This is a genomic window from Providencia rustigianii, from assembly GCF_900637755.1.
Lineage (GTDB): Bacteria > Pseudomonadota > Gammaproteobacteria > Enterobacterales > Enterobacteriaceae > Providencia > Providencia rustigianii.
In genome coordinates this window covers 3,312,055-3,335,279 of the sequence record NZ_LR134396.1, presented here as the reverse complement: position 1 = coordinate 3,335,279, position 23,225 = coordinate 3,312,055, and the positions used below count along the sequence as shown (strand labels likewise).

The 23,225-nt window shown below is 39.1% G+C and carries 21 protein-coding genes, 1 tRNA gene and 2 pseudogenes; 17 read left to right on the top strand and 7 right to left on the bottom strand.

Going from position 1 to position 23,225, the window contains the following annotated elements:
• The first annotated feature begins 1 nt into the window (after position 1).
• The 9 genes from EL244_RS15355 (at position 2) to EL244_RS15315 (ending at position 9,622) form a co-directional block, all read left to right on the top strand.
• Positions 2-1,219, top strand: coding sequence for an oligosaccharide flippase family protein (locus EL244_RS15355; protein ID WP_126462035.1), 1,218 nt, complete (start codon positions 2-4; stop codon positions 1,217-1,219).
• A gap of 113 nt (positions 1,220-1,332) precedes the next feature.
• Positions 1,333-2,577: an O-antigen polymerase gene (locus EL244_RS15350; protein WP_126462032.1), complete on the top strand. Its 1,245-nt coding sequence runs from the start codon at positions 1,333-1,335 to the stop codon at positions 2,575-2,577.
• Positions 2,574-3,707, top strand: coding sequence for a glycosyltransferase (locus tag EL244_RS15345; protein ID WP_126462029.1), 1,134 nt, complete (start codon positions 2,574-2,576; stop codon positions 3,705-3,707). Before EL244_RS15350 ends, EL244_RS15345 begins: the two co-directional genes overlap by 4 nt.
• A 79-nt stretch (positions 3,708-3,786) precedes the next feature.
• A complete protein-coding gene (locus tag EL244_RS15340; protein ID WP_126462026.1) occupies positions 3,787-4,875 on the top strand; it encodes a glycosyltransferase in 1,089 nt (362 codons plus the stop codon).
• Between the two features lie 124 nt (positions 4,876-4,999).
• Positions 5,000-5,998, top strand: coding sequence for an NAD-dependent epimerase (locus EL244_RS15335; protein ID WP_126462023.1), 999 nt, complete (start codon positions 5,000-5,002; stop codon positions 5,996-5,998).
• A 51-nt stretch (positions 5,999-6,049) separates the two neighbouring features.
• The gene (locus EL244_RS15330) at positions 6,050-7,216 is read left to right on the top strand and encodes a nucleotide sugar dehydrogenase (protein ID WP_126462020.1); all 1,167 of its coding nucleotides are present in this window, start codon (positions 6,050-6,052) and stop codon (positions 7,214-7,216) included.
• Positions 7,217-7,367: 151 nt separating this feature from the next.
• The gene (locus EL244_RS15325; protein ID WP_232004555.1) at positions 7,368-8,357 is read left to right on the top strand and encodes a polysaccharide biosynthesis tyrosine autokinase; all 990 of its coding nucleotides are present in this window, start codon (positions 7,368-7,370) and stop codon (positions 8,355-8,357) included.
• A gap of 9 nt (positions 8,358-8,366) precedes the next feature.
• Positions 8,367-9,389 (top strand): UDP-glucose 4-epimerase GalE, encoded by a 1,023-nt coding sequence (gene galE / locus EL244_RS15320; RefSeq protein WP_126462016.1) that lies wholly within the window; start codon positions 8,367-8,369, stop codon positions 9,387-9,389.
• A 23-nt stretch (positions 9,390-9,412) separates the two neighbouring features.
• Complete coding sequence (locus EL244_RS15315) at positions 9,413-9,622, top strand: hypothetical protein (RefSeq protein ID WP_126462013.1); 210 nt, start codon at positions 9,413-9,415, stop codon at positions 9,620-9,622.
• 264 nt (positions 9,623-9,886) lie between these two features.
• On the opposite strand, the pseudogene EL244_RS18405 reads toward EL244_RS15315, so the two are convergent.
• The 7 genes and pseudogenes from EL244_RS18405 to EL244_RS15275 form a co-directional block, all read right to left on the bottom strand.
• A pseudogene (locus tag EL244_RS18405) lies at positions 9,887-10,216 on the bottom strand (integrase core domain-containing protein); the annotation flags it as partial.
• 158 nt (positions 10,217-10,374) lie between these two features.
• A complete protein-coding gene (locus EL244_RS15300) occupies positions 10,375-10,959 on the bottom strand; it encodes an antirestriction protein ArdA (RefSeq protein WP_126462010.1) in 585 nt (194 codons plus the stop codon).
• Between the two features lie 338 nt (positions 10,960-11,297).
• Positions 11,298-11,489, bottom strand: a pseudogene (locus EL244_RS15295) (integrase); the annotation flags it as partial.
• A gap of 160 nt (positions 11,490-11,649) precedes the next feature.
• Complete coding sequence (locus EL244_RS15290; RefSeq protein ID WP_126462004.1) at positions 11,650-12,924, bottom strand: tyrosine-type recombinase/integrase; 1,275 nt, start codon at positions 12,922-12,924, stop codon at positions 11,650-11,652.
• Positions 12,925-13,119: 195 nt separating this feature from the next.
• Positions 13,120-13,195 (bottom strand) — tRNA-Phe (locus EL244_RS15285).
• 125 nt (positions 13,196-13,320) lie between these two features.
• A complete protein-coding gene (gene dicD, locus EL244_RS15280) occupies positions 13,321-13,893 on the bottom strand; it encodes a division control transcriptional repressor DicD (RefSeq protein ID WP_409339372.1) in 573 nt (190 codons plus the stop codon).
• Between the two features lie 218 nt (positions 13,894-14,111).
• Positions 14,112-14,405, bottom strand: coding sequence for a helix-turn-helix domain-containing protein (locus EL244_RS15275; RefSeq protein ID WP_006814351.1), 294 nt, complete (start codon positions 14,403-14,405; stop codon positions 14,112-14,114).
• Between the two features lie 525 nt (positions 14,406-14,930).
• On the opposite strand from EL244_RS15275, the gene EL244_RS15270 reads away from it, so the two are divergent.
• The 8 genes from EL244_RS15270 (at position 14,931) to EL244_RS15235 (ending at position 23,150) form a co-directional block, all read left to right on the top strand.
• Positions 14,931-16,085, top strand: coding sequence for a glycerate kinase family protein (locus EL244_RS15270; RefSeq protein WP_126461998.1), 1,155 nt, complete (start codon positions 14,931-14,933; stop codon positions 16,083-16,085).
• Between the two features lie 160 nt (positions 16,086-16,245).
• Positions 16,246-17,244, top strand: coding sequence for a 3-oxoacyl-[acyl-carrier-protein] synthase III C-terminal domain-containing protein (locus tag EL244_RS15265; RefSeq protein ID WP_126461995.1), 999 nt, complete (start codon positions 16,246-16,248; stop codon positions 17,242-17,244).
• Entirely contained in the window at positions 17,241-18,248 is a 1,008-nt protein-coding gene (locus EL244_RS15260; protein ID WP_126461992.1) for an NAD-dependent epimerase/dehydratase family protein, read from the top strand. The genes EL244_RS15265 and EL244_RS15260 overlap by 4 nt, the downstream gene beginning before the upstream one ends.
• Positions 18,245-19,045 (top strand): MBL fold metallo-hydrolase, encoded by an 801-nt coding sequence (locus EL244_RS15255; RefSeq protein ID WP_126461990.1) that lies wholly within the window; start codon positions 18,245-18,247, stop codon positions 19,043-19,045. The genes EL244_RS15260 and EL244_RS15255 overlap by 4 nt, the downstream gene beginning before the upstream one ends.
• Positions 19,042-20,319: a F390 synthetase-related protein gene (locus EL244_RS15250; RefSeq protein WP_126461987.1), complete on the top strand. Its 1,278-nt coding sequence runs from the start codon at positions 19,042-19,044 to the stop codon at positions 20,317-20,319. Before EL244_RS15255 ends, EL244_RS15250 begins: the two co-directional genes overlap by 4 nt.
• Positions 20,319-20,933 (top strand): phosphatase PAP2 family protein, encoded by a 615-nt coding sequence (locus EL244_RS15245; protein ID WP_154600431.1) that lies wholly within the window; start codon positions 20,319-20,321, stop codon positions 20,931-20,933. Before EL244_RS15250 ends, EL244_RS15245 begins: the two co-directional genes overlap by 1 nt.
• Positions 20,930-22,057, top strand: a complete 1,128-nt coding sequence (locus EL244_RS15240) for a sterol desaturase family protein (RefSeq protein WP_006814344.1) — start codon at positions 20,930-20,932, stop codon at positions 22,055-22,057. Before EL244_RS15245 ends, EL244_RS15240 begins: the two co-directional genes overlap by 4 nt.
• Positions 22,041-23,150 (top strand): acyl-CoA desaturase, encoded by a 1,110-nt coding sequence (locus EL244_RS15235; RefSeq protein ID WP_126461984.1) that lies wholly within the window; start codon positions 22,041-22,043, stop codon positions 23,148-23,150. The genes EL244_RS15240 and EL244_RS15235 overlap by 17 nt, the downstream gene beginning before the upstream one ends.
• Positions 23,151-23,225: the final 75 nt, after the last annotated feature.

Below are 23,225 nucleotides of genomic sequence, written 5' to 3'. Positions count from 1 at the left end.
TATGTCACATAAAAAGGAAATTATTAAAAATATATTAAGCTTTGGCTCCATAGATATATTTGGACTATTAATCCCAATAATAACAATGCCGATATTGACAAGGGCTTTAGGCTCTTATCAATATGGCATTTATATGTTAATAGTTACAATTTTATATTTTGGGCATACGGTTATAGACTATGGCACTCAATATACAGCAGTTAGGACACTAGCAAATAATCGAAAAAATCAAAATAGTATAAAGGCTATATATTCTGAAACCCAAGGGCTTAGAATTTTTTTATTTTCATTATATAGTATATTAGTTGTATTATATCTTATATTCTTTACAAATATTGAATCATTGCCTTTTATTGTGGCTTCAATGTTAACCTATTTATTAGGTTACACAATCACTCCAGTATGGTTTTATCAAGGTATTGCTGCTGTTGATACAGCAATGAAAATTTCTTTGTTGGTTAAGTTGATAAACCTATTGGTCATTATACTCTTTGTTAAAACACCAAATGATATAATAATTGTAATTGCTTCTTTATGTATTCCAATGTTACTAGGCGGAGTAATCCTAAGCTATATAGCTCATAAGAAATACCATGTTAGGTATCCCATATTTACTAAGTTAAGAATGTCACTTAGTAATGGGTTTGATGTGTTCTTAGGTTTATTAGCCCCAAATTTATATAATTCTATTCCAACAATTGTTTTAGGTACTATTTATCCCCCTTCAGAATTTGTTAATTTTGCTATTGCTTCTCGATTAGCTTCAGTAGTTGTAACAATACAAGATGTTGTTGCTAAGGCACTCTATCCTGTTCTTTCTAGAATTAAGGAAAGTCCCGTCATTAAATTGTTACTACTAAATAGCATAATTTCTATATTCCCAATTGCATTTTTATTGATCTGGGGGGAACGTTGTTTACTTTTTTTTCTAGGAAAAAATTTCTCTGATGTTAACCTATATTTAATAATTTTTACTATTGGGGTACTTTTTATTGGCTTATCTAATGCATTCAGTAAAGGTTTTTTTTTACCTAAAGGGTTAGACCGTATATATAGAAATATATCATTGAGGATATCTATTCTATCTGCAGTGATTTGTATATTTTTTATATACTATTCTGGATTAATCGGTGGAGCTATATCGATTACCTTAGCTCGATTCTTGTTTTTTATGGATTATTATCTTACCTACATTAAATTCAAGAAAAATCATTATTAGTATAAATATATCCTATATACATTAGAGTTATTGCTCTAAAAAATAAAATTCATTCAACTCTATCATCCTAAAAAGATTAATTATATCGCTCAATTTTATATTTTGGAAAAATAATGGACTTGGTTTTATATTTCGGAATTCTTTTTTTATCCATCATATCAATAATCAAAATTGGTGGCATTGGATTAAAAATAAAAATGAACTGTAGTTTCTTCTTACTTTTATGGTGGGGATATTACTTCTGGCTAAAAATACCTTATTTTATTTATAACGAAAAATATGATTTAGATTTTTTATATTTATCCTTATCTATTGTGTTTGTATACTTCTTAGGCTTTTTATCAGGTACCTTTATAAAAATCTTTAAATTGAATTTTTTTTACACGAAGAATGAATTCATACTTAAAACATCAACAAGAAAAATAGTATTCCTCTTTTTCATTTTAGTAATAATCATGTTGTTTTATAACTATAATAAATATGGAACTTTAAATATTGTAGAATCTATTTCCTCCATGAAAGAAAATAGAAAAGAAATTACTTGGGGGGGAATCACAGTTTATTTTAGTTTTTTTGTTAATGCTTTTAGTAAAATAGTAGCACTTCTTTGTATTGCTTTGTCCATAAAGAATAAAAACTATAAAATAGCATTATTTATGTGCCTCATCATGATGCTAGTTTCTGCTCAAGGTGGTTCTAAATATGCATTACTGTGGTTGTTATATCCTGTTTCTATTTATTCACTATTATATAAGCCTATTAATGCTATGTTATTAGCTTTTCCTGTTTTGATATTAGTATCATTAATACCCATAATGAATATATATAGAGATGCTGGTCATTTAGATGTAGATGGCAATTACTTGCTATCAATACTTCTCAATCGTTCTGACTTATTCAACGGAATTTATGACCTTGTAGTTCACGTTTATGAAAAGAATGATTTTGAACTTGGGCTAACAATATACTCATTGTTCTTAAGATTCATACCTAGAGATATTTATCCAGATCGCCTTGGCTCAAGCGATGCATTTATGACAAAAGAAATATATAATCAGGATTTTTGGATATTTAATTTTGGTGGGATTGGTGAGTTTTATTTCAATTTTGGTATTTTAGGCGTATTATTCATTGGTGTTTTTTCTGGTTATATAATAAAAGTCATTAATTCTAACTTAATGAAATCTACAGAAAATAATATATTTCTATTCGTTTGCTTAATAGCATCCCCTTTTTGGACAATGCCATGGGGTATTGGTTTTAATGTGTTTTTTACTGATCTATTCATTTTTTGGCTATTGTCAATACCGTTTTCATATTTTCTAATAAAAATCATGTTTAGGTTTAAATTAAAATGAAATCCTTAATACTTATAAATTCAGGCGAATCAGGCGGTGCAGAAAAAGTAGTTTCCATATTATCACATACGCTTACAAAAGATAGTACAGGTATTGTTTTTATAAAAAACAACATGTTCCATGAATTTAATAATAATCTTAACTATTTCACATTAGATGAAAATAAAAACAAAAAAAACAAATCAATATTACTCTTGGCTTTAAAGTTAAAAAAAATAATAAAAGCTAATGACATTAGAATTGTACAAAGTCACATGTATAGATCAAACTATATTAATATATTAGCAAAAATTTTAGGTAGTAAACATGAAGTTCAAATTGTTAACTGTGATTGTGTAAGTACAAAATATACCCATGGTATCAAAAGTATTTTGAGTAAATTAATGATTCGCTTATTATATCGATTTTCAAATATCACAATTACAAAATCTAAAGCTATGCTTGAAGATTTAAAAAAATATACGCGTATTAAAAATGAACTAGTAATTTATAATCCAATAGATATTAAAAAAATAAATAAACTAAGTACAGTTAGTTCAACTATTTTTAATAGAAACGACTATGACTTCACTAAAATAATTGTCAGCGTAGGCAGATTTCACCCACAAAAAAGACAAAAAGATATAATTATTGCTTTAAGCCATTTAGATAAATCATATGGTCTAGTGCTTATTGGTGATGGAGAAGAACTACTTGATTGTAAAAATTTAGCTAAAGAATTAAATATTTCTGATCAAATCATTTTCACTGGCAATCTTAAGAATCCTTTCTCTGTTATTTCTCAATGTGATCTGTTCATAGTTTCTTCGTCTTGTGAAGGCTTTCCTAATGCACTTGTTGAAGCCATGGCATGTGGGTTACCTATTATTTCATCTGATCATTTAACTGGTGCAAAAGAAATTTTATCAAAACAAGCTGATCTTTTGAATATAAAGCAATACAATGACTCTTTTTCATGTGAGGAGTTTGGCATATTGTATCCAGTAGGTAATACATTTGAATTAACAGCAGCAGTTAAACATATATTTTCTAATAATTTAATCAAATATTATAGTGAGAAATCAAAAGATAGAGCATCAAACTATGATGCACCTACTGCTATAGCAAAATATATAGATCTATTATCATAGTTAGTTTATAACTACGTAGCTTTTATCTATAAATAGAGACATCTTATCTTTCCTGTATAAATCCTCGGTACAACTCATAATGAATTTTATAATTATTCAAAACTCAGTAAAAACGACTTTAATATTTCGAGTTGGATATATAAAAGAATTATTAAAACATGGTAATGTTATCGTAATTGCACCAAATGATGATGATAAATCAAAGAGAAAATTAGAGTCTATGGGGGTTGTAGTTGAAAAAGTATCTACTAATCGATTAATATCCATAATTCATATGAATTATTTTATTTCAAAGTATCGCTTCAAAAAAAAAACATCCTTTATTTGCCATTTTTTAATAACTTTCTTAATGTGTTATCCTAGCCTTATTCCATTTAATAGAAAGCTAATTATCTATACTGAGGGGTTAGGTAGTCTATTTGCAAAAAAAACAATTTTTAGATATCTATTGAGATTTTTATTAATCCATAACCATGCAGTACGATTGTTTTGCAATCAATCTGAAAAGCAATTTATTGGGAAAAAATCAGATATTGTTACAAATGGTATAGGTATTGAGCTAGAAAAATTCATAAAAAAAAGCAGTATTCCATCAAAGAATTATTATCGCTTACTATATATTGGCCGATTAATTAATGACAAAGGGATCAGAGATGCTATCAATGCATTTAGAATCATTTCTTCTATTCGTTCAGATGTAGTGCTTACATTAGTTGGGGATATTTATCCTAATAATCCATCATCTCTAAATGCAAATGATATACAATTATTAAAATCTGAATTTAATTCAAATATTGAATTTGTAGGATTTACTGAAAATGTTTTAGATTGGTATCATTCTTCAGATATTTTATTATTACCATCTATTCGAGAAGGATTTCCAGTATGTGTTATGGAAGCTAGCTCTGTTGGTATTCCAACAATAGGATATAATGTACCAGGAGTTAGAGATGCTATTAGAAGTGGTGAAAATGGTGAATTAGTAAAATTCAAGGATGTTAACGGTATTGCGGAAAAAGTACTATCCTTGTTAAATACTAATAAATTGACTAGTTATATCGAAAGAGCTAACACTTATGCTAAAAATAATTTTAGTAGCCAAGAAAAAAATGCTCAAATATTGAAAATACTATTAGATTTTAATACGGGTAGTAAGTATCAAATTTAGCCTTACTACACTAAGAATAAACATATTCTATGTTAACAGTAGCCCGTCTTATTAAAATACCTTTAGCATGGTTAATATATAAACAACCTCATTTTAATACTTTCTAATTATTGTAGGTCAAAGGATGAAATATTTAGTAACAGGTTCTGCTGGTTTTATTGGTAGCCACGTAATTAAAAAACTCAATATGTTAGGACACGAAGTCATTGGAATTGATAACATTAATGACTACTATGATGTCTCTTTAAAGTTATCTAGACTAGAAAAAATCCATCATCCTTTGTTCAAATTTATACAAGTTGACATTGCTGATTTAAACTCTATTAATCAAATAGTTATGGGTAACGATTTTGATTGTGTTATTCACCTTGCCGCCCAAGCAGGTGTACGTTACTCATTAGAAAATCCATTTGCTTATGCAGACAGTAACTTAACCGGTCACTTAGCAATTTTGGAAGGATGCCGACAAGCGAAAATCAAGCACTTAGTTTATGCGTCTTCTAGCTCAGTCTACGGGATCACTGACCAAACGCCATTTAGTACGGATATGCCTACTGACCATCCCGTTTCATTGTATGCGGCAACGAAGAAAGCCAATGAATTGATGGCGCATTCCTATTCACATTTGTATCAGCTCCCGACGACCGGTTTGCGCTTCTTCACGGTGTATGGTCCGTGGGGCCGTCCAGATATGGCACTATTCAAATTTACCAAAGCTATTTTAGCCGGTGAGCCAATCGATGTTTATAATAACGGCAATCTCAGCCGTGATTTCACTTTTATTGATGATATCGTGGAAGGGATCATCCGTATTTCCGATATAATCCCACAAGCAGACCCAGAAAACTGTTCGCTTTCACCTGCACAAAGCAGTGCGCCATACCGTTTATATAATATTGGGAATGGGCAGCCCGTCAAATTGGCGGACTTTATTGCTGCACTTGAAAAATCATTAGGGAAAAAAGCGATTAAAAACTTTTTACCGATGCAGGCTGGGGATGTGTATACCACTTGGGCGGACACTGAAGACCTATTTAAGGTCACCGGTTATCGTCCACAAGTTTCTATTGAGCAGGGCGTACAGGCATTTGTCGATTGGTATCAATCCTACTACCGCCTGTAAAATATCATCAATTTCCCTGTAATGCCCTAAGATGGATTTGAGAGGTCAGTTTTGAAAATAGCAACAGCAGGTACAGGCTATGTGGGTCTGTCTAACGCCATGTTACTGTCACAAAACCACGAAGTGGTGGCCGTCGACATCGTGCCTGAAAAAGTGGTGATGCTGAACAATAAGCAATCGCCGATTATCGATACCGAAATTGAACAGTTTTTGCGTGAAAAAACACTCAATTTTCGCGCAACCCAAGATATTGTTGAAGCCTATACAGGCGCACAGTATGTGATTGTAGCCACACCGACTGACTATGACCCGAAAAGTAACTACTTCAATACTCAGTCAGTTGAATCGGTCATTCATGATGTGCAGAAAATCAACCCAGCAGCCACCATTATTGTTAAATCCACCATCCCTGTTGGCTTTACTGAGCGCTTGCGTGAAGAGTTTGGCTACACCAATGTGATTTTCTCCCCTGAATTTTTACGTGAAGGTCGCGCGCTGTGGGATAACTTGTACCCATCACGCATTGTGGTGGGTGAACGCTCTGAGCGAGCGGAAATCTTTGCTGATTTGCTGCTGGAAGGCGCTATCAAAAAAGATGTCCCTGTGCTGTTTACCGATGGCACTGAAGCGGAAGCCATTAAATTATTCGCCAATACTTACTTAGCGATGCGTGTGGCCTATTTCAATGAATTAGATACCTATGCAGAGAGCCGTGGCTTGAACGCACGTCAAATCATCGAAGGGGTGTCTTTAGACCCACGTATTGGCAGCCATTATAACAACCCTTCATTTGGTTACGGCGGTTATTGCTTGCCAAAAGACACCAAGCAGTTACTGGCTAACTATGACGATGTACCGAATAACCTAATTAATGCGATTGTGGAATCTAACCGTACCCGTAAAGACTTTATCTCGGATGCTCTTATTGCCAAAGCACCACGTAAAGTTGGGGTATATCGTTTAGTGATGAAAGCGGGTTCGGATAACTTTCGCGCCTCGGCGGTACAAGGTGTGATGAAACGCATCAAAGCGAAAGGCATTGAAGTGATTGTATATGAGCCGGTGCTTAAAGAGGACGAATTTTTCCGCTCCAAAGTGTATCGTGATCTTGAAGCATTCAAAGCCGATAGCGATATTATTTTAGCCAACCGGATGGTGCCTGAACTCGAAGATGTCGCAGAGAAAGTGTATACACGTGATCTGTTTGGCAATGATTAACCGATAGGCTAAATTTATCGTTCTGCTTTTGCCAAAAATTTACCTTCGCTATAAACTATTTAAAAATTATATTAAACACGTATAAGTGGGATGATGATAGCAACCCATCACTTATACCTTATCTAAACATTTTTTATCGTAGGATGGTCTTGTGCTTAGTAAGCGTCTCCCACTGACACTACTCGCAGCAAGCATTTTGCTCACCGGCTGTACCGTTACCCCTGGTGTCTATATGCCTACATCAGGCAAAAATGTCGTCGACACTGGCGATCGTGATATCTCTAAATTTGTGGATATCTACCCGATTTCACCAAAACTGTTAGCTGCAATACTCGGCTTTATTGTGGGTTGTGCATATGTGATTGCTCGTGAGTTCTTTAATAATAAAATTAAAGGCACTGAGGATATTGATGCACTGGGTATCAACGTCTATGCCACTATTCCTTTCTCTACCCATGAGAAGAAATTTATTGCAGAAGGTAATAAACATCCACTCGCACTAGAAAACCCTGCCGATACGGCGGTTGAATCCATTCGTTCTTTGCGTACTAGTGTTTACTTCTCGGTAATGAACCAAGGTAATAATCTGGTTATGGTCACCAGTGCTTCACCGGGTGTAGGTAAAAGCTTTGTTACCTCCAATATGGCGGTGGTGCTAGCAAATGCAGGCAAAAAAGTATTGTTAATCGATACTGACTTACGTAAAGGCCGTATCCATAAAGCCTTTGGATTAAGCAATAAATTAGGTCTATCCGATTATCTCTCACAATCAGATACTAGCCAGCCAAATATTCATAACAGTGTGATTGAAAACCTTGACGTGATTTGTCGCGGTAAGAATGTCACGCACTCTTCTGAATTGCTGATGAGCGAGCGCTTTAAACGTTTACTTGATACGGTGAAAGGTCAATACGATATCGTCGTGATTGATACTGCGCCAATACTGGCAATCACCGACTCAGCCATTATTGGTAAGTATGTTGGGACCTCATTGCTTATCGCCTATTATGGTGTGAACACGGTGAAAGATATTGAGCTATCGCTCAAACGCTTTAAGCAAAACGATATCGAAATTACGGGTGTGATCTTAAATGGTATCGATGCCAAGTCAGACGATTATAATTATGTTTATGAGTACTAGGAAAGTACAATGAAAAACGCAAAAGTATTAGTCACTGGTGGGCTTGGCTATATTGGTAGCCATACCTGTGTACAGATGATTGAGCAAGGCATGCAGCCAATTATTTTAGATAATCTCTGCAATGCTAATCCTGAAGTACTAAATCGCATTGAAACCATTACTGGTACCAAGCCTATTTTCTACGTCGGTGATGTACGTGATAGCAAAATTTTAGATACCATTTTTGCTGAACATAAAATTGCATCGGTGATTCACTTTGCAGGGCTAAAAGCCGTAGGTGAGTCAGTTCAAAAACCGATTGAGTACTATGACAATAATGTTAATGGAACTTTGGTTTTAATTACATTAATGCACAAAGCGGGTGTAAAAAGCCTCATTTTTAGTTCTTCGGCGACGGTATATGGTGATCCTGAAGAAGTACCGTTAACTGAAGAATCGAAAGTAGGTGGTACAACCAACCCATATGGTACTAGCAAATATATGGTTGAACGCATTCTTACCGATTTACATATTGCGCATGATGAATGGTCACTGACTTTATTACGTTATTTTAACCCTGTCGGAGCTCATACTTCAGGTTTAATGGGGGAAGACCCTCAAGGTATTCCAAATAATTTGACCCCTTATATTGCTCAAGTTGCTGTTGGCCGCCACAAAGAAGTGATGGTATTTGGTGCTGACTACCTAACACCAGATGGTACTGGTGTTCGTGATTATATCCATGTTATGGATTTAGCGAGTGGACACATTGCAGCCTTGAATGGTGTTAGTCAAAAAGCAGGGCTCCATATTTATAATTTAGGCACCGGTAAAGGCACTAGTGTATTAGAAATGATCGCTGCTTTCGAAAAGGCATCAAGCAAACAGATACAATACAAAATAGTTGCTCGCCGCCCCGGTGATATTGCTGAGTGCTGGTCTAGCCCTAATAAAGCCTTTACTGATTTAGGCTGGCAAGCTCAGTACTCCGTACAAGATATGGTGAACGATAGTTGGCGTTGGCAATCGCAAAACCCTAATGGCTATAAATAGATTTATTTTATTTAGGTTAAAATATGAATATTGATATAGATTCCTTTGCTCTGTATATTTGTGTTAAGGTGGGGTATTTGGCTATGTTATATAGAACTACATGTGAATTAGAAGGATTGCCTTTACCTAAAAGAAATAGGCATGGTAAGGTAAAAATGAGTGAGGTTTTAATTTTTAAACAACACTTTGAAGATAAAACACAGAATATTAATGAGAATGAAACATTAAGTTAAACTATCACTAAAGCTCAAAGAGCTGATGGATAAAATATGCAAATTATTACTTTAAGAGCCAATCCTAAAAGGAGTTATTTTATAATACAATGAGTTATGGTAATTTCTGAGGGGGCGTATGGTAGGCGGTTATTGTCAGATTAGCGATGAACTCTCGGAAAAAATAACACCTCTTATCCCTGAGCACAAAACCCATCATCCGCTCGGCTCTAGCTGTTTTTCAAGCAAATTGTCGTCTTTTTTACAATTCAGTAACATGAATGGTTACGCAGTACTCTTTTCAGGGTCCAAGTACACCTCATCGATATAACTCCAGTCTCTAGTTTGCCGACTCCATCTACTTGGATGAGCCAACTGAGCGTGGCGGTAGACTTGCATACGCTGATGGAGAATTTCATTATCCTCGCCACAGTGTCTCTGTTGAGGTGTGACATATTTTATACCACTGTGTTTATGCTCATTATTATACCAATCTATAAAGTTACCCACCCAACACCGAGCATCTTCTATGGAAGAGAACCCATCCATTGGCCATGAGGGACAGTACTTTATTGTTTTAAATAACGACTCTGAGTATGGGGTGTCATTGCTTATGTCCACTCCCCTTATAGGGGGCCCAATTTAAAGCCACTTCTTTTAGAGGTGGTATTTTACTGACGTTCTCGCTTATGGATATCATTGGGATACCACGACATTTTTTATTTCCCGCCTTAAGGAATGAAAGCGAATTGACTCTCATTTTGTTGTCCTATCTACCCACCCGTATGATAAACATATCCTCCATTGTGAAAAATACCCCCTTGTTCAAGACAAACATCATGTCCATAGCGTTCATAGTCAAAGTAATGGGATAAATGACCCAGTTGTGCTAAATCATAACAACCACTTTCTTCTATCCAGTAATAACCTAAATCATATTCATTATTGACCCCCGCTAATTGCTGGAAAGAATCTAAATTATCCGCTAAATGAATTAAATCATGAATTGAACTCGCTGAAGTACCGATTTCAATTGCCGCCTGATAAAGGTCAATTTCATCAGGCGATAACATGGCTAATTGCGTGGCTAACTCATTCAACTCATCTAAAGGGCTGTATTCTGAAATGTGGGAAGAAAGGCCATCAATGGAGGATTCATAGTCCGTCAAGAAATACTCTTCATACTGAATACCATCAATACCAATCCGCACTAAATAGTGTTCGATCTCTTTTGAGGTTGCCGGAAGCTCAAGCCACTCACCAACCAGCTCTCCTTCATTATATTTTCCTAAATTCGTTATAAAAACAGAAATCATCCCCGATTTTAGGCATGGGGAAGCCGTCGCTGTTATGCGCATATTCATGTCCTATTATTGATGTATTGTGTTTTAATTAATGGCGATATTTTGAGAAAGGGGTCTATTTCCCTTTAATGTGTTGATATGAAATACTCATCAGCTGAAAAACAGACTATTCACTTAAAAAGTGATTAATGACATTTTAGTTAAGGATGATGAACTGCCTAGCAGACTCGGCAACACCCTATGTTTTCCATCATGTTTTTCTTTTACGTTGGCTAAAAAGAAAAAAAGCCCCTGTCCTGATAGACAGAGGCTCTCGCTTGAGGAGGGGAAGTATTAAGAAATAAAATATTTGATAATCAAAACTTACCCATGATTATAGTTTCAGTCGTAAGCTACTCTAAAATTACTTTACTTTGACTTTCCAGAGAATCAATGTAGTTCGCGTACCACTGCATCATTTCGCTACGTCCATCCATATACTGAGCGTGGTTATACGTACCTCGGATCGCATTCTTATCGCCATGAGCCAGCAGTGTTTCAATCCAAACGCTGTTAAAGTCTTTTTCATGTAAGATCGTACTCATAATCAAAAAGTAGAAATAAATGCAATTTATAGGTTAACCTTGATTAACATTTTAATTTATAGTGTTTTTTAGACTGTTTGGGGGCTCTTGTCTATATCGAATACAGGGGCCCCCAAATAGGCCCCCAGATGACAGAATTAAACTGTTTTTCGTTTGATTTTTAACCGCCAGTATTAATCATTGGGTTATTCAATTTGGCAAAGTCGAAAGGTGATATTGTTTGCTCCCGATTCGCATCTAAATAATCAGCCCACCACTGCACCATCAATCGCCTTTCCTCAATATGTTCGGCTTTATGAATATAAGCCGCTCTGACAGAGTTACGCTCTTGGTGGCTCATTTGCCTTTCTACTGCATCCTTCGACCATAATCCTGATTCAACCAATGAACTGCATGCCATAGTTCGAAAACCGTGCCCGCAGATTTCAGTCTTGGTATCATAGCCCATCACACGTAAGGCTTTATTGACGGTATTTTCGCTCATCGGCTTAAAGGGATTATGAGCGCCCGTTAGGATGAGTTCATGCTCACCTGTCCATGCCCTAATCTCTTTCAGTATAATGATAGCTTGTTGGCTAAGAGGTACTAAATGCGGAGTACGCATTTTAGCGCCCCGATGTGAAAACTTAACACCGAGTATAGGCTTTCGCTCTGCGGGGATAGTCCATAATGCTTTCTCAAAATCAATTTCAGACCAACGGGCATAGCGAAGTTCACTTGACCGAATAAACACTAATAGATTTAGCATCACGGCTAGGCGAGTGACGGGTTGCCCTTTATAAACCTCGATACGGGCAATGAGTTCAGGTAGGCGATCAAGATTAAGGGCAGGGCGGTGTTGGCGCTGTACTGTCGTTACAGCCCCTGCGGTATCAATGGCTGGGTTATAACCAATAATGCCGGATTGCACAGCATAACGCATGACAGCGGCAATGCGTTGCTGCAAACGCGCCGCTATCTCATAAATCTCTTTACTTTCTGCTGCACGGATAGGGATCAGTAGATCAGGTGTTTTGAGGGTGGTGATATCACGTAACCCAATATAAGGAAATACATGCGACTCCAAACTTTTTAAAACTTTTTCACTGTGGGATTCAGACCACTTTTTATTACTGGCATGCCATTGTCTTGCAATCGCTTCAAAAGACAGGTTGGTATCTGAAACGGCCTTAGAAGCACGTTTTTGCTCGCAGGGGTCAATACCGTCAGTAATCAGCTTTCTGGCTTCATCGCGTTTAAGCCTTGCTTCAGATAAAGAAACATCAGGGTATAAACCCAATGCTAAGGTTTTCTCTTTACCTAATTGGCGATAGCGTAATCGCCAGTACCTCGAACCATTGGTATGAACCAATAAGTATAATCCTGCACCATCGGTTAATTTGTAGGGTTTTACGTCGGGTTTAGCGACCCGAATTTTAGCGTCAGTTAGAGCCATAGTGAGCTTCCTGAGGGATAAAATGGGTACAAAATTCTATCGAACTAGTGTATACCCGCAATTGTACCCACGCAATGGGGTTGATACGGGTAGAATCGAGTAGAATTCAGTTGAGTTGAAACTTTGGGAGAGTGTTGATTTTAGCGGGCGTTACAAACAAAAACAGACGTCGGTTGACGTCTGTTGATATAAAGGTGGTGCCCGGACTCGGAATCGAACCAAGGACACGGGGATTTTCAATCCCCTGCTCTACCGACTGAGCTATCCGGGCAACGGGGCGCATTAAACCGTATTAGGCTGTTCTCGTCAATGCATTTTTGATAAAAAAAACCTTTTTGTGATCGAGTGTTTTCTTTTTCGACAAAAACAGCCTGTTTAACGCGCGAATGGTTTTTTTTAGCTTAAAGCGCCTTTTTTACGGCACAATGCGATGCTTAAAATATCTTCAGAAAGTTGCTGAGCAATTTCGACGTCATTAATATCTCGATTGACCAACAGACGATTTAAACAGCCTTCAAGGACTAACTCCATTTGATTAGCGACCAATTCGGCATCTTCAATATCAAGTTCATCTAACAATTGCTTAGTGAAGTTAAATGAGTTGGCTTTTTGCAGGCGGCTAAGCTGATGAATTGGATGCTCAGCATCCGGATAGTAATTACAGGCGGAAATAAATAAGCAGCCGGGGAAACGTCCTTCACGGACTTTCTCTGATAATTGTTGGTAGCGAGCCATTAATTTCTGTTGTGGGCTGAATTGTTCATTTAATAATGTTTGACGCTGCCAAATTTCAATTTGTTGTCCATGATAACGCAGAGCGTCATAAACCAGTGCTTCATCGTCAGGCCAGAATTGGCGGAGCGTGGTAAAATCGGATTCGACTTCAGTCAGTAAGTTTTCGGTGGATGCAGATAAACCCTGTTTTTCTAGTTGGTTTAGTGCATGACTCAGGATCGTGTCTCGCTGGATACTCATTATTATCTCCATCACCAGATTTGCAGATTTTTTCTCATCATAGCAATGATCAAAACCGATTTATAGGGATTTACTTTGTTATAAGTTCAAAGGTATTTGAGGAGGAAGGATGGGGAGAAGGGATTAAATTGACAAAAATAGAGTGACAAAAGAGATAGAGAGGTAAGTTCCTCTCCATGACTAATTATTTGTTTTTATTAAAAATAAATTTTCTAATTCAATAATTTATTTTCCATATCAATGTCGATATAGTAAAAATGGAAAATATTTTGTAGGAAATCATCAATATCATGCTTCTTTAACTCTAAAGCATGCAGAATTCCTAAAAGACTTTGGATCGTAATCGCATTAACACCGCGCTCATAGCGAGAAATCTGCTGTTGGCTAATGCTTAAGCGTGAGGCGAGTTCAGCCCCCGTTAATCCAGCCCCCTTTCGACGACGTTTTAGAAATGTCCCGATATACGTCGAGACTTCGATACTATCGAATTGTTGATCAGTGAGCATGATACCTCCATGCGAGGATTATTAAGATAATCGCATCAATAATTAAAAAATATTATCTTTAGTGAGTCGAAGTTGTCTAATTTTGATTGTTACAATCATGATGTGTATTTAACAAGGAAGCCCCCATTATTACCAATTTTTATCGCGGATTGATTGACTCATTTCGATAGACTATAACTATTGTACTCACTCCATTCATGGATAGTAACTTTGATTAATAGGTTATATATTTTGTAAATTCACCTTATTTAGAAATATAATATTAAATCCCCTGAATTTTTTATTTCAATTTGGTTTTAAATTCTCGTCTATATAATCGTAAATTTAATCAAAAAATAATAATAGAATATGAATAAAGCAATGGATTGTTACACTTATATATATATTATTAATACAAGTGTTTCGTAAGAAATATTCATATTTAATTAGTAATAAATAAATCGTTTTTTAGTGTTTTTGATGATTAGATTAAATAGGTTATTTTATATTTGAGTGCATCTTAGAGATATAAAGGACAGCTAACTGATGAAAATTATCGTCGCCCCAGATTCATTCAAAGAAAGTCTAAGTGCTAATGTTGCGGCGCAGTCGATTATTCGTGGTTTTCGTCACGTATTTCCGGCAGCAGAATATGTGGCATTGCCTGTTGCTGATGGTGGGGAAGGGACATTAGACACACTGATTGCGGCTCTGCAAGGGGATAAAGTTACGTTGACCGTTCGCGATCCTCTAGGGGCCCCGATTACTGCATATTATGGCTTGTTGCCAGAAAAACAGACTGCGGTTATTGAAATGGCGCAAGCAAGCGGTTTAATGCTGGTAGCGCCTGAACAACGTAATCCAATGCTGACTAACAGCTATGGGACGGGACAATTAATCCTTGATGCTTTATCCCGAGGAGCAAAACGCATTATTTTAGGGATTGGTGGTAGTGCAACTATCGATGGTGGTGTCGGTGCACTTCAAGCATTAGGCGTCAAATTTTATGATGAAAATCAGAAGCTTCTTGGTATTGAAGGCAATATATTAAGCCAAATCGATCAAATTGATATTTCCTGTTTAGACTCCCGCTTACAAGACTGCATTATTGATGTCGCCTGTGATGTAACTAACCCATTGGTGGGGCAACAAGGTTCCGCAGCTATTTTTGGCCCTCAGAAAGGGGCGACTTCAGAAATGGTGATAATGTTAGATCACGCGCTGAATCATTATGCAGCGCTTATTTTACAGTTGACTGGACACGATTACCGCTATCTTCAAGGCGGGGGGGCCGCTGGTGGTATTGCCGTTGCGGCTGCTGCATTTTTAAATGGGCAATTAAAATCGGGTATTGATCTCGTCATGGAAGCGCTGAATTTAGAGCAGCATTTGATGGATGCAGATTTAGTGATCATTGGTGAGGGGAGTATGGATGGACAAACTGCTGGAGGCAAAGCCCCGATTGGCGTAGCAAAATTAGCGGCTAAACATCAAGTTCCGGTGATTGCGTTAAGTGGTGTACTCGGTGACGGCGCAAATTCTTTGCATGCACAAGGTGTGAGTGCGTTATTTAGTATTTTGCCTCGCTTAGACCCCTTAGAAAAAGTATTGAGCGAGGGGGAACACAACTTAGAAGTTGCTGCATTAAATGTGGCTAGAGTGATTAAAATCGGACAATCACTTTCATCAGAAATTAGATGAGGATAGCGTGAAGTGATCTCAAAAAAGTTGGGTAGGATTTTTAGGTAAGTTTTATCTCTGTTTTGACGCTATTTATTTTATATGCGCTTTTTCCTATACCATGACGTTACGTAATTTGATAAATGGTAGGATTAATAAAAAATAATAGGTAAATAAACAGATGCTCAACTCGACTTCGCTGGTTCCTCTCAAAATAGTGGCATCCGGTGTTGCATTACCTTCACAGCAAGTTTTATCAACAGAGCTTGATAAACGCCTAAATAAATCCAACGGCTATGTTGAAAAACGCTCAGGTATTCGCTGGCGCTATCATGCTTCAAATACCGATAGCCAAGCCGAACTTGCCGCGGCAGCGATTCAAGATGCATTGATCCGCCAAAATATTGCCCCATCCTCGATTGATGCTTTGATTTGTGCCTCGGCTATCCCTGTTCAGGCACTACCTTGTAGCGCGGCACATATTTTATCTTGCTCATCATTACTTTCTGGAATTGCCTGCTTTGATATCAATGCTAGCTGTGTGAGCTATTTATCCGCTTTGCAAGTCTCCGCTGGGTTATTGGCGACGAACCAATATCAGCGAATTGCCATTGTTTCCGCGGATATTGCTTCCCGAGGAATTGATTGGGAGCATGAAGAGTCATCATTAATTTTTGGTGATGGTGCAGCTTGTACGATTGTGGAACGGGGCGATGGTCATAGTGGCATATTGTCATTTCGTCTGGAAACGTATCCAGAGGGCTTAGACCTGTGTGAAATTCGAGCCGGTGGTACGCGATGTAATCCACGTTCAGGCATGCAAGAAAGTGACTTTTTATTCCATATGAAAGGCAAACCGCTGTTTAAGATGGCGTCTGCAATGGTGGAAGATTTTATGCAGCGCATTTTATCCGAAGCGGGAGTGAGTTTGTCACAAATTGATACGGTGGTACCTCACCAAGCGAGCCATTTATCCCTAGAGCATATGCGAAAACGACTGGGTGTCACTCCAGCGCAATTGGTGCATATTTACGCCACAAGAGGTAATCAAGTGGCGGCATCGATTCCCTCAGCATTACATGAAGCCATTATTACTGACCGCTTTTATGGAAAATCGTTAGTCATGCTGGTGGGAACGGCTGCGGGTCTAGCTTTATCTGCGATGGTGATAGTGCCATGAGAATTCTCGTCACGGGAGCGACAAGCGGGTTAGGGCGTAATGCGACGGAAAAGTTGCTGCGAGACGGTCACGAAGTGGTCGCCTGTGGACGTGATTTGGCGGTAGGTCATTTATTGACTGAGGCAGGTGCGAGTTTTCGTCCCATTGATCTGGGGACGTTAACACGAGAAGCGGCTCACGAACTGATGGCAGATTGTCAGGGAATTTGGCACTGCGCGGCATTATCGGCACCTTGGGGAGACAGCCAAGAATTTGAAGCAGTGAATTGGCTAGCCACACGGACATTAGCTCAAGCCGCCGCAGAGCAAGGTATCGAAAGATTTGTTCATATTTCCACGCCAGCAATTTATTTTAATTTTACCCATCAACAAGATATCCCTGAGTCGACAACAAACCGCCAATTTGCCAACGATTATGCTCGAACCAAATTTCTGGCAGAGCAGGAAATTGCCAGCATGGTGCCTCGTTATCCAGCAACCACATTTGTAATTTTGCGCCCTCGAGGGCTATTTGGCCCTTATGACCGAGTGCTGTTACCACGGTTAATGGCTCAAATTCGTGCTCGTCATGGAAAACTTATTTTACCTGGTGGTGGGCAGAATACCTTTGATTTGACCTACGTCGAAAATGTAGTGGATGCGATGATATTGGCAACCCAAAAACCGCTGCAAAGCGGCTCGGTATTTAATATTACCAATCAAGATCCACAGCCATTGATTACCACGCTTCGAGCGCTATTTTCACAAACAGAAACCCAGTGTCAGGTGAAATCTGCACCTTATCCATTGTTATATGGACTGGCATTTTGTTTGGAGAAAATGGCGGTTTTACAGCGCAGAGAGCCGTTATTAACCCGTTATAGCTTGGGTGCCGCCTATTTCACAATGACGTTGAATAATGAGAAAGCTCAGAATGAGCTAGGCTACTATCCGCGTTATTCAATGGCTGAAGGGATTGCTCGTACCGCTCGGTGGCTTAATCAACATCAAAAGGGTGAGAAATGATGAATATTCGGGTATTTGAAGTGGGGTATTGTACTCATCCCGGCTGTGTTGCTCTCAAAGGCGCCAGTATGAAAGCCTGTAAATTCCCTGCGCGAGCGTGGTTGATTGAAGGAAATGATCAACGTTGGCTATTTGATACTGGCTATGCCGACCATTTTTATGATCATACTCGTCATGGCATTATTCGTTTTTATCGCGCAGTCACGCCAGTCTATTTTGACGCCAAAGATGCGTTAGTGTCACAACTCAACGCTGATGGAATCACGCCATCGGATATTACTGGCGTCATTATTTCTCATTTCCATGGAGATCATATTGCTGGGCTGCGTGATTTTCCTAATGTGCCATTCATATGCTCTGGGGAAGGCTGGGAAAAAACACGGGATTTAACCGGATTTTCGGCGCTACGTAAGGCATTTGTTCGAGGGTTGATCCCTGAAGATTTTGAGGTGAGGGCTCAATTTTATGAGGCGTTTGAGAAGATAGATTTACCCGCTGAGCTAGCCGAATTGGGATATGGCTTTGCCATCAATGCAGAAAAAACGTTGATTGCAGTACCGTTACCGGGGCATGCGGCGGGGCATACCGGGCTGTGTGTCGCAACGGATAATGGATGGATTTTATTAGCTGGGGATGCAGCATGGTCGCCGACTAATTACCGAGAAATGCGTGGTCCCATGGCGATTGCCAATTTAATTATGGATGACAGCCAAGCTTATTACGAAACTCTAAATAAACTGCATCATATTGATAAACGGCATATACCAATCCAATTATGCCATGAGGGCGATTTGTGAAGCTGCTGAAAATTTTGTGGTATTACTGGCGAGCGCGCAGATTGAAATTTAAAGACAGTGAGGCTTTAGAGCGATACCAGCAAGGTAAACTCTCGAAATTTATTCAGCGCGATTTGTGTCACAGTCCCTATTTTGCAGGTTATTGTGAGCAACCACTAACTCAATGGCCTTTGATGAATAAGGTATTGATGATGAAGCACTTTGATAGCATGAATACCCAAGGACTCAAGGTTGATGAACTGCTAGCTTGTGCAAAACGCAGTGAATCCTCACGGGATTTTTCACCCACGGTTGGGAAATTCAGTGTGGGATTATCATCAGGTACCTCGGGGCGTCGAGGTGTTTTTGCCGTCAGTCCGAATGAGCAAGCACAGTGGTCAGGAATTATGTTAGCTAAAATGTTGCCTGAAGGACTGTTTGCTGGTGAGCGAGTCGCATTATTTCTTCGAGCTAACAATAATTTATATGAAAGCGTGAGTAACCGCTGGCTGTCATTTCAATTTTACGATCTATTAGGGGATTTTGACGAAAATTTGTCATCTTTAGCTCAATGGAAGCCAACTATTATTGTTGCACCTGCTCAGGTGCTGGTTGAAATTGCTCGGCGTCAGCAGCTTGGTGAGTGCTCGCTAACCCCAAAGAAAGTGATTTCAGTGGCAGAGGTGCTTGAGAAAGAAGATAAAGAGAAACTTCAACGGGTTTTTTCTGCGGTGGGAGAAGTGTATCAGGCAACAGAAGGGTTTCTTGGCTGCACCTGTTCCCATGGAACTTTACATCTTAATGAAGCATTTCTTCATATTGAGAAACATTGGCTGGATGAACGCCGATTTTCCCCAATTATTACGGATTTTACGCGCAAAACTCAGCCTATTGTTCGTTATCAACTGGATGATGTGCTGGTGATACGGGAAGCACCATGCCCTTGCGGTGATGTGCAAACCGCCATTGAGCGTATTGAGGGGCGCTGCGACGACCAATTAATATTAAAAAATTCGCAAGGGGAACTGATTCGCTTATTTGCGGACGCGTGCAACCGCGTTATTTGCAATACATTGCCCACTGAAACCGATTTTCGACTGCATCAAAAAGGACTTCAATTTACCTTATCGGCGCAATGCGATGATGCTGAGTTACAGAAATGTCAGCAAGCACTAACTTACTATTTTGCGCAGCAAGGTGCGGAAACCTCCAATGTGCAGTGGACACTGAGGCATCATTTGCCAGTGTGCTCGATGGCGGTGAAGCGACGCCGTATCACGCGGGAGGCGGAGTGATGAAATCCTTTTCATTAGTGTTACGAGGCAGTTATTTATTACTTGGCTGGGGAACAGTAGGCATTATTTATTCTTTTACTGGGCATTTTCACGATGCTGCGCACCTTATTTCCCCGAGTATTATTGATAATTATATTGCCTATTCCCCAAGTGCTATTTGGCTGTATCTATCATTTTTCCTGTTTATTCCTTGTGGCTATCTGTTGTCTGAGTCAGTAAAAGTGAAGCCGCTAATGTGGCAAATGATCTTGTGTGCGGTGCTATCTGGGGTGGTTTATTTACTCTACCCAACTACTGCGATTTTCCCTCAAGAGCTCGGTAATGGATTGACGCAACAAGCCTTAGTCGGATTACTGCAAGTGGATACACCACAAAATATGCTGCCATCTTTGCATGTCTCTTTAACCTTAATTTCGTTGGTTGCGTTATGGCGACAAGGAAAACCCATTCAAAATTTACTGTGGCTAGTGTGGGCGTTAGTGATTATTTTTTCTGTCTTGCAGCTTAAGCGGCATCTGTTTATTGATGTCGCTGGTGGTGCCGTGTGTGCATTAATCGCTATTTTAGTGATTCAGTGTTTCAGGGAGATAAGGTGTAGAGGAGGCAACAAATGAATGAATTAACGTTCCCCGTTATTTTTATGTTGCTGATTGTCATGGCTGAAGCCGTGATTATCGCGCGGCAGAAACGCGCTTCATTTAGTTGGCGGGATGTAGTTTTTAACCTTAATTCCGGGCACATCATGCTGTGGTTGTTTCGTGGATTAGAGCTATTTTGCTATGGGTTTGTGGTCACTCATTTTTCATTGGGGATTGTTGATCACTGGCCGATCTGGCTGGTGTGGTTATTTACCTTAGTGGCTTGGGACTTTGGCTTCTATTGGTTGCATCGCTTACACCATCGCTACCGGTTATTGTGGGCGGTACATGTTGTTCATCACCAAGGGGAGCATTTTAACCTGTCCCTTGGGGTACGTAACTCGTGGTATTCCTCCTTGACCTCGATTCCATTCTTTTTACTGCTTGCTTTAATGGGCGTGCCATTGGCGGTATTTATGGCAATTTCTATTTTGCACTACACCATCCAATTCTTTAATCACAGTGGTGTGATCCCCCGTTTCCGATGGCTAGAAAAATTAATGGTGACACCGCACCACCATCGAGTTCATCACATTAAATCGGGGGGATATGCCAATCGTAACTTTGGTGGCAGCTTTATTATTTGGGATAAACTATTTGGTTCATTTTCTGAACCTCCTGAAACCCCTCATCAATACGGTATTGGGGGAGAATCTGCGACCCAAAATCCATTTGTTGACAGCAACCGTCCTTTTCTCCGTATTTTGGGTATGAAAAATGGGCTGAAACAGCCGCGTGAAACCCATTATCAGATTAAGGAAATCTTCTTGGTAAGCGGTACATTGTTGCTATTCACATTGGTGATTGGCTACATTTATTTGTATGGCTACGGTTTTAATGGCACCACTGGCGTGCAAGTTGGGCTCTTTATCTTGTTAGCCTTAGGAACCGTAGCATTGTCGGGGTTATCAAGCGGTTATCTATGGGGTAAATGGAGCTGGTTTTTGGTGGCGACGATGATTGCGGCATGGGTGTTAAGTGCAGGTTGGTTAATGCCATTTTGGTTGGTTGTGAGTGGCGTATTGTGGCTGCACAGTTTATTGGTGCTGGTAGGATTCGGAGTGACTAAGGTGGATAAAACCGATGCGCAAACCGAGTGATTTACCCCCACTTTCTTTTCGTCATAAAGATGACTTGGCGTTTCATCGCGCATTACAGCAAGCGGCAAACGGGTACCTGCAAGAAAAGGGTGACCACCGTTTTGCGAATGCCAAGGTATACCTGAAAAGTACGTTATTAATTCTGGCTTGTTTTAGCTGCTATTTCTTAATGATGACCTCTCAGGGGGGAATCACTTTTTTTATTGGCTATCCACTGTTTATATTTTTTGCTTTATTACTGGCGATCAATGTGGTGCATGATGCCTCCCATAATGCAGTATTTCGGCATGGCTGGGCAAATCGATGGATGAATTTTGGGGTGACCATTCCCCTTGGATTAGACCCAGATTGCTGGCGGGTTCGGCATATTCTCTTTCATCATACCCATACGAATATTCGTCATTATGATTTGGATATAGAAGAAAACTTTTTGCTGCGGCAAACGCCTTATCAACGCTGGTATCCATTTATGCGTTGGCAGCATTTATATTGGCCGTTGATTGCGGCGATGACGTTTCCTGCGCTGATTTGGGGATATGATTGGTTTGACCGCTTTCATTTCACACGTGTCGCGCCGAAAATGCGCCATCAGGGTGCCAAAGGTATCTGCATATTTTTGCTGAGTAAAGTGCTGCATCTTTGTTTGGCACTCTTATTACCGTATTGGTTTTTATCCCCTTATGGTATCGGTATCGGCACAGTATTGGCGGTTTATCTGTTTAGCCAGATGCTCGCCTCGCTAATTTTTGTGGTGCTGATCCTCGGTACACACTGGGCAAAAGCTACCTTTTATACCGCACCAGAATCAGGGCGTATGGCGCAGGGTTTTTATACCCATACCTTTTCAACCACCTACGATTGGCAAACCACGCCCAAATGGCTGACGTATTGGTTAGGTGGGCTGAATTTACACCTAACGCACCATATTTTTCCCAACTGGCATCATCGACATTATCCGGCTCTCGCCAATATTATTCAGCAAACCGCCGCACAATTTGATATGGATTATCATTGTGTTGATGCCAAAACCCTGTGGCGTTATCAGCAATTGTTTTTGAAGCGAATGGGAACGGGGGAAGGGGCTATATCGTGATGGTATTTCGAGAATAAAAAAACCGTGGTTTTTAATGCCACGGCTTTTATCATTCGATAATTAACTTAACGAATA

Excerpts from the sequence above, each read along its gene's own strand:
- EL244_RS15345 (WP_126462029.1), top strand. The coding sequence starts at position 2,574 with ATGAAATCCTTAATACTTATAAATTCAGGCGAATCAGGCGGTGCAGAA.
- EL244_RS15290 (WP_126462004.1), bottom strand. The coding sequence starts at position 12,924 with ATGGCTCTAACTGACGCTAAAATTCGGGTCGCTAAACCCGACGTAAAA.
- EL244_RS15270 (WP_126461998.1), top strand. The coding sequence starts at position 14,931 with ATGAAAATTATCGTCGCCCCAGATTCATTCAAAGAAAGTCTAAGTGCT.
- galE (WP_126462016.1), top strand. The coding sequence starts at position 8,367 with ATGAAAAACGCAAAAGTATTAGTCACTGGTGGGCTTGGCTATATTGGT.
- EL244_RS15265 (WP_126461995.1), top strand. The coding sequence starts at position 16,246 with ATGCTCAACTCGACTTCGCTGGTTCCTCTCAAAATAGTGGCATCCGGT.
- EL244_RS15245 (WP_154600431.1), top strand. The coding sequence starts at position 20,319 with ATGAAATCCTTTTCATTAGTGTTACGAGGCAGTTATTTATTACTTGGC.
- EL244_RS15335 (WP_126462023.1), top strand. The coding sequence starts at position 5,000 with ATGAAATATTTAGTAACAGGTTCTGCTGGTTTTATTGGTAGCCACGTA.
- EL244_RS15300 (WP_126462010.1), bottom strand. The coding sequence starts at position 10,959 with ATGCGCATAACAGCGACGGCTTCCCCATGCCTAAAATCGGGGATGATT.
- EL244_RS15255 (WP_126461990.1), top strand. The coding sequence starts at position 18,245 with ATGATGAATATTCGGGTATTTGAAGTGGGGTATTGTACTCATCCCGGC.
- EL244_RS15275 (WP_006814351.1), bottom strand. The coding sequence starts at position 14,405 with ATGCTCACTGATCAACAATTCGATAGTATCGAAGTCTCGACGTATATC.
- EL244_RS15235 (WP_126461984.1), top strand. The coding sequence starts at position 22,041 with ATGCGCAAACCGAGTGATTTACCCCCACTTTCTTTTCGTCATAAAGAT.
- EL244_RS15240 (WP_006814344.1), top strand. The coding sequence starts at position 20,930 with ATGAATGAATTAACGTTCCCCGTTATTTTTATGTTGCTGATTGTCATG.
- EL244_RS15350 (WP_126462032.1), top strand. The coding sequence starts at position 1,333 with ATGGACTTGGTTTTATATTTCGGAATTCTTTTTTTATCCATCATATCA.
- EL244_RS15355 (WP_126462035.1), top strand. The coding sequence starts at position 2 with ATGTCACATAAAAAGGAAATTATTAAAAATATATTAAGCTTTGGCTCC.
- EL244_RS15340 (WP_126462026.1), top strand. The coding sequence starts at position 3,787 with ATGAATTTTATAATTATTCAAAACTCAGTAAAAACGACTTTAATATTT.
- EL244_RS15260 (WP_126461992.1), top strand. The coding sequence starts at position 17,241 with ATGAGAATTCTCGTCACGGGAGCGACAAGCGGGTTAGGGCGTAATGCG.
- EL244_RS15315 (WP_126462013.1), top strand. The coding sequence starts at position 9,413 with ATGAATATTGATATAGATTCCTTTGCTCTGTATATTTGTGTTAAGGTG.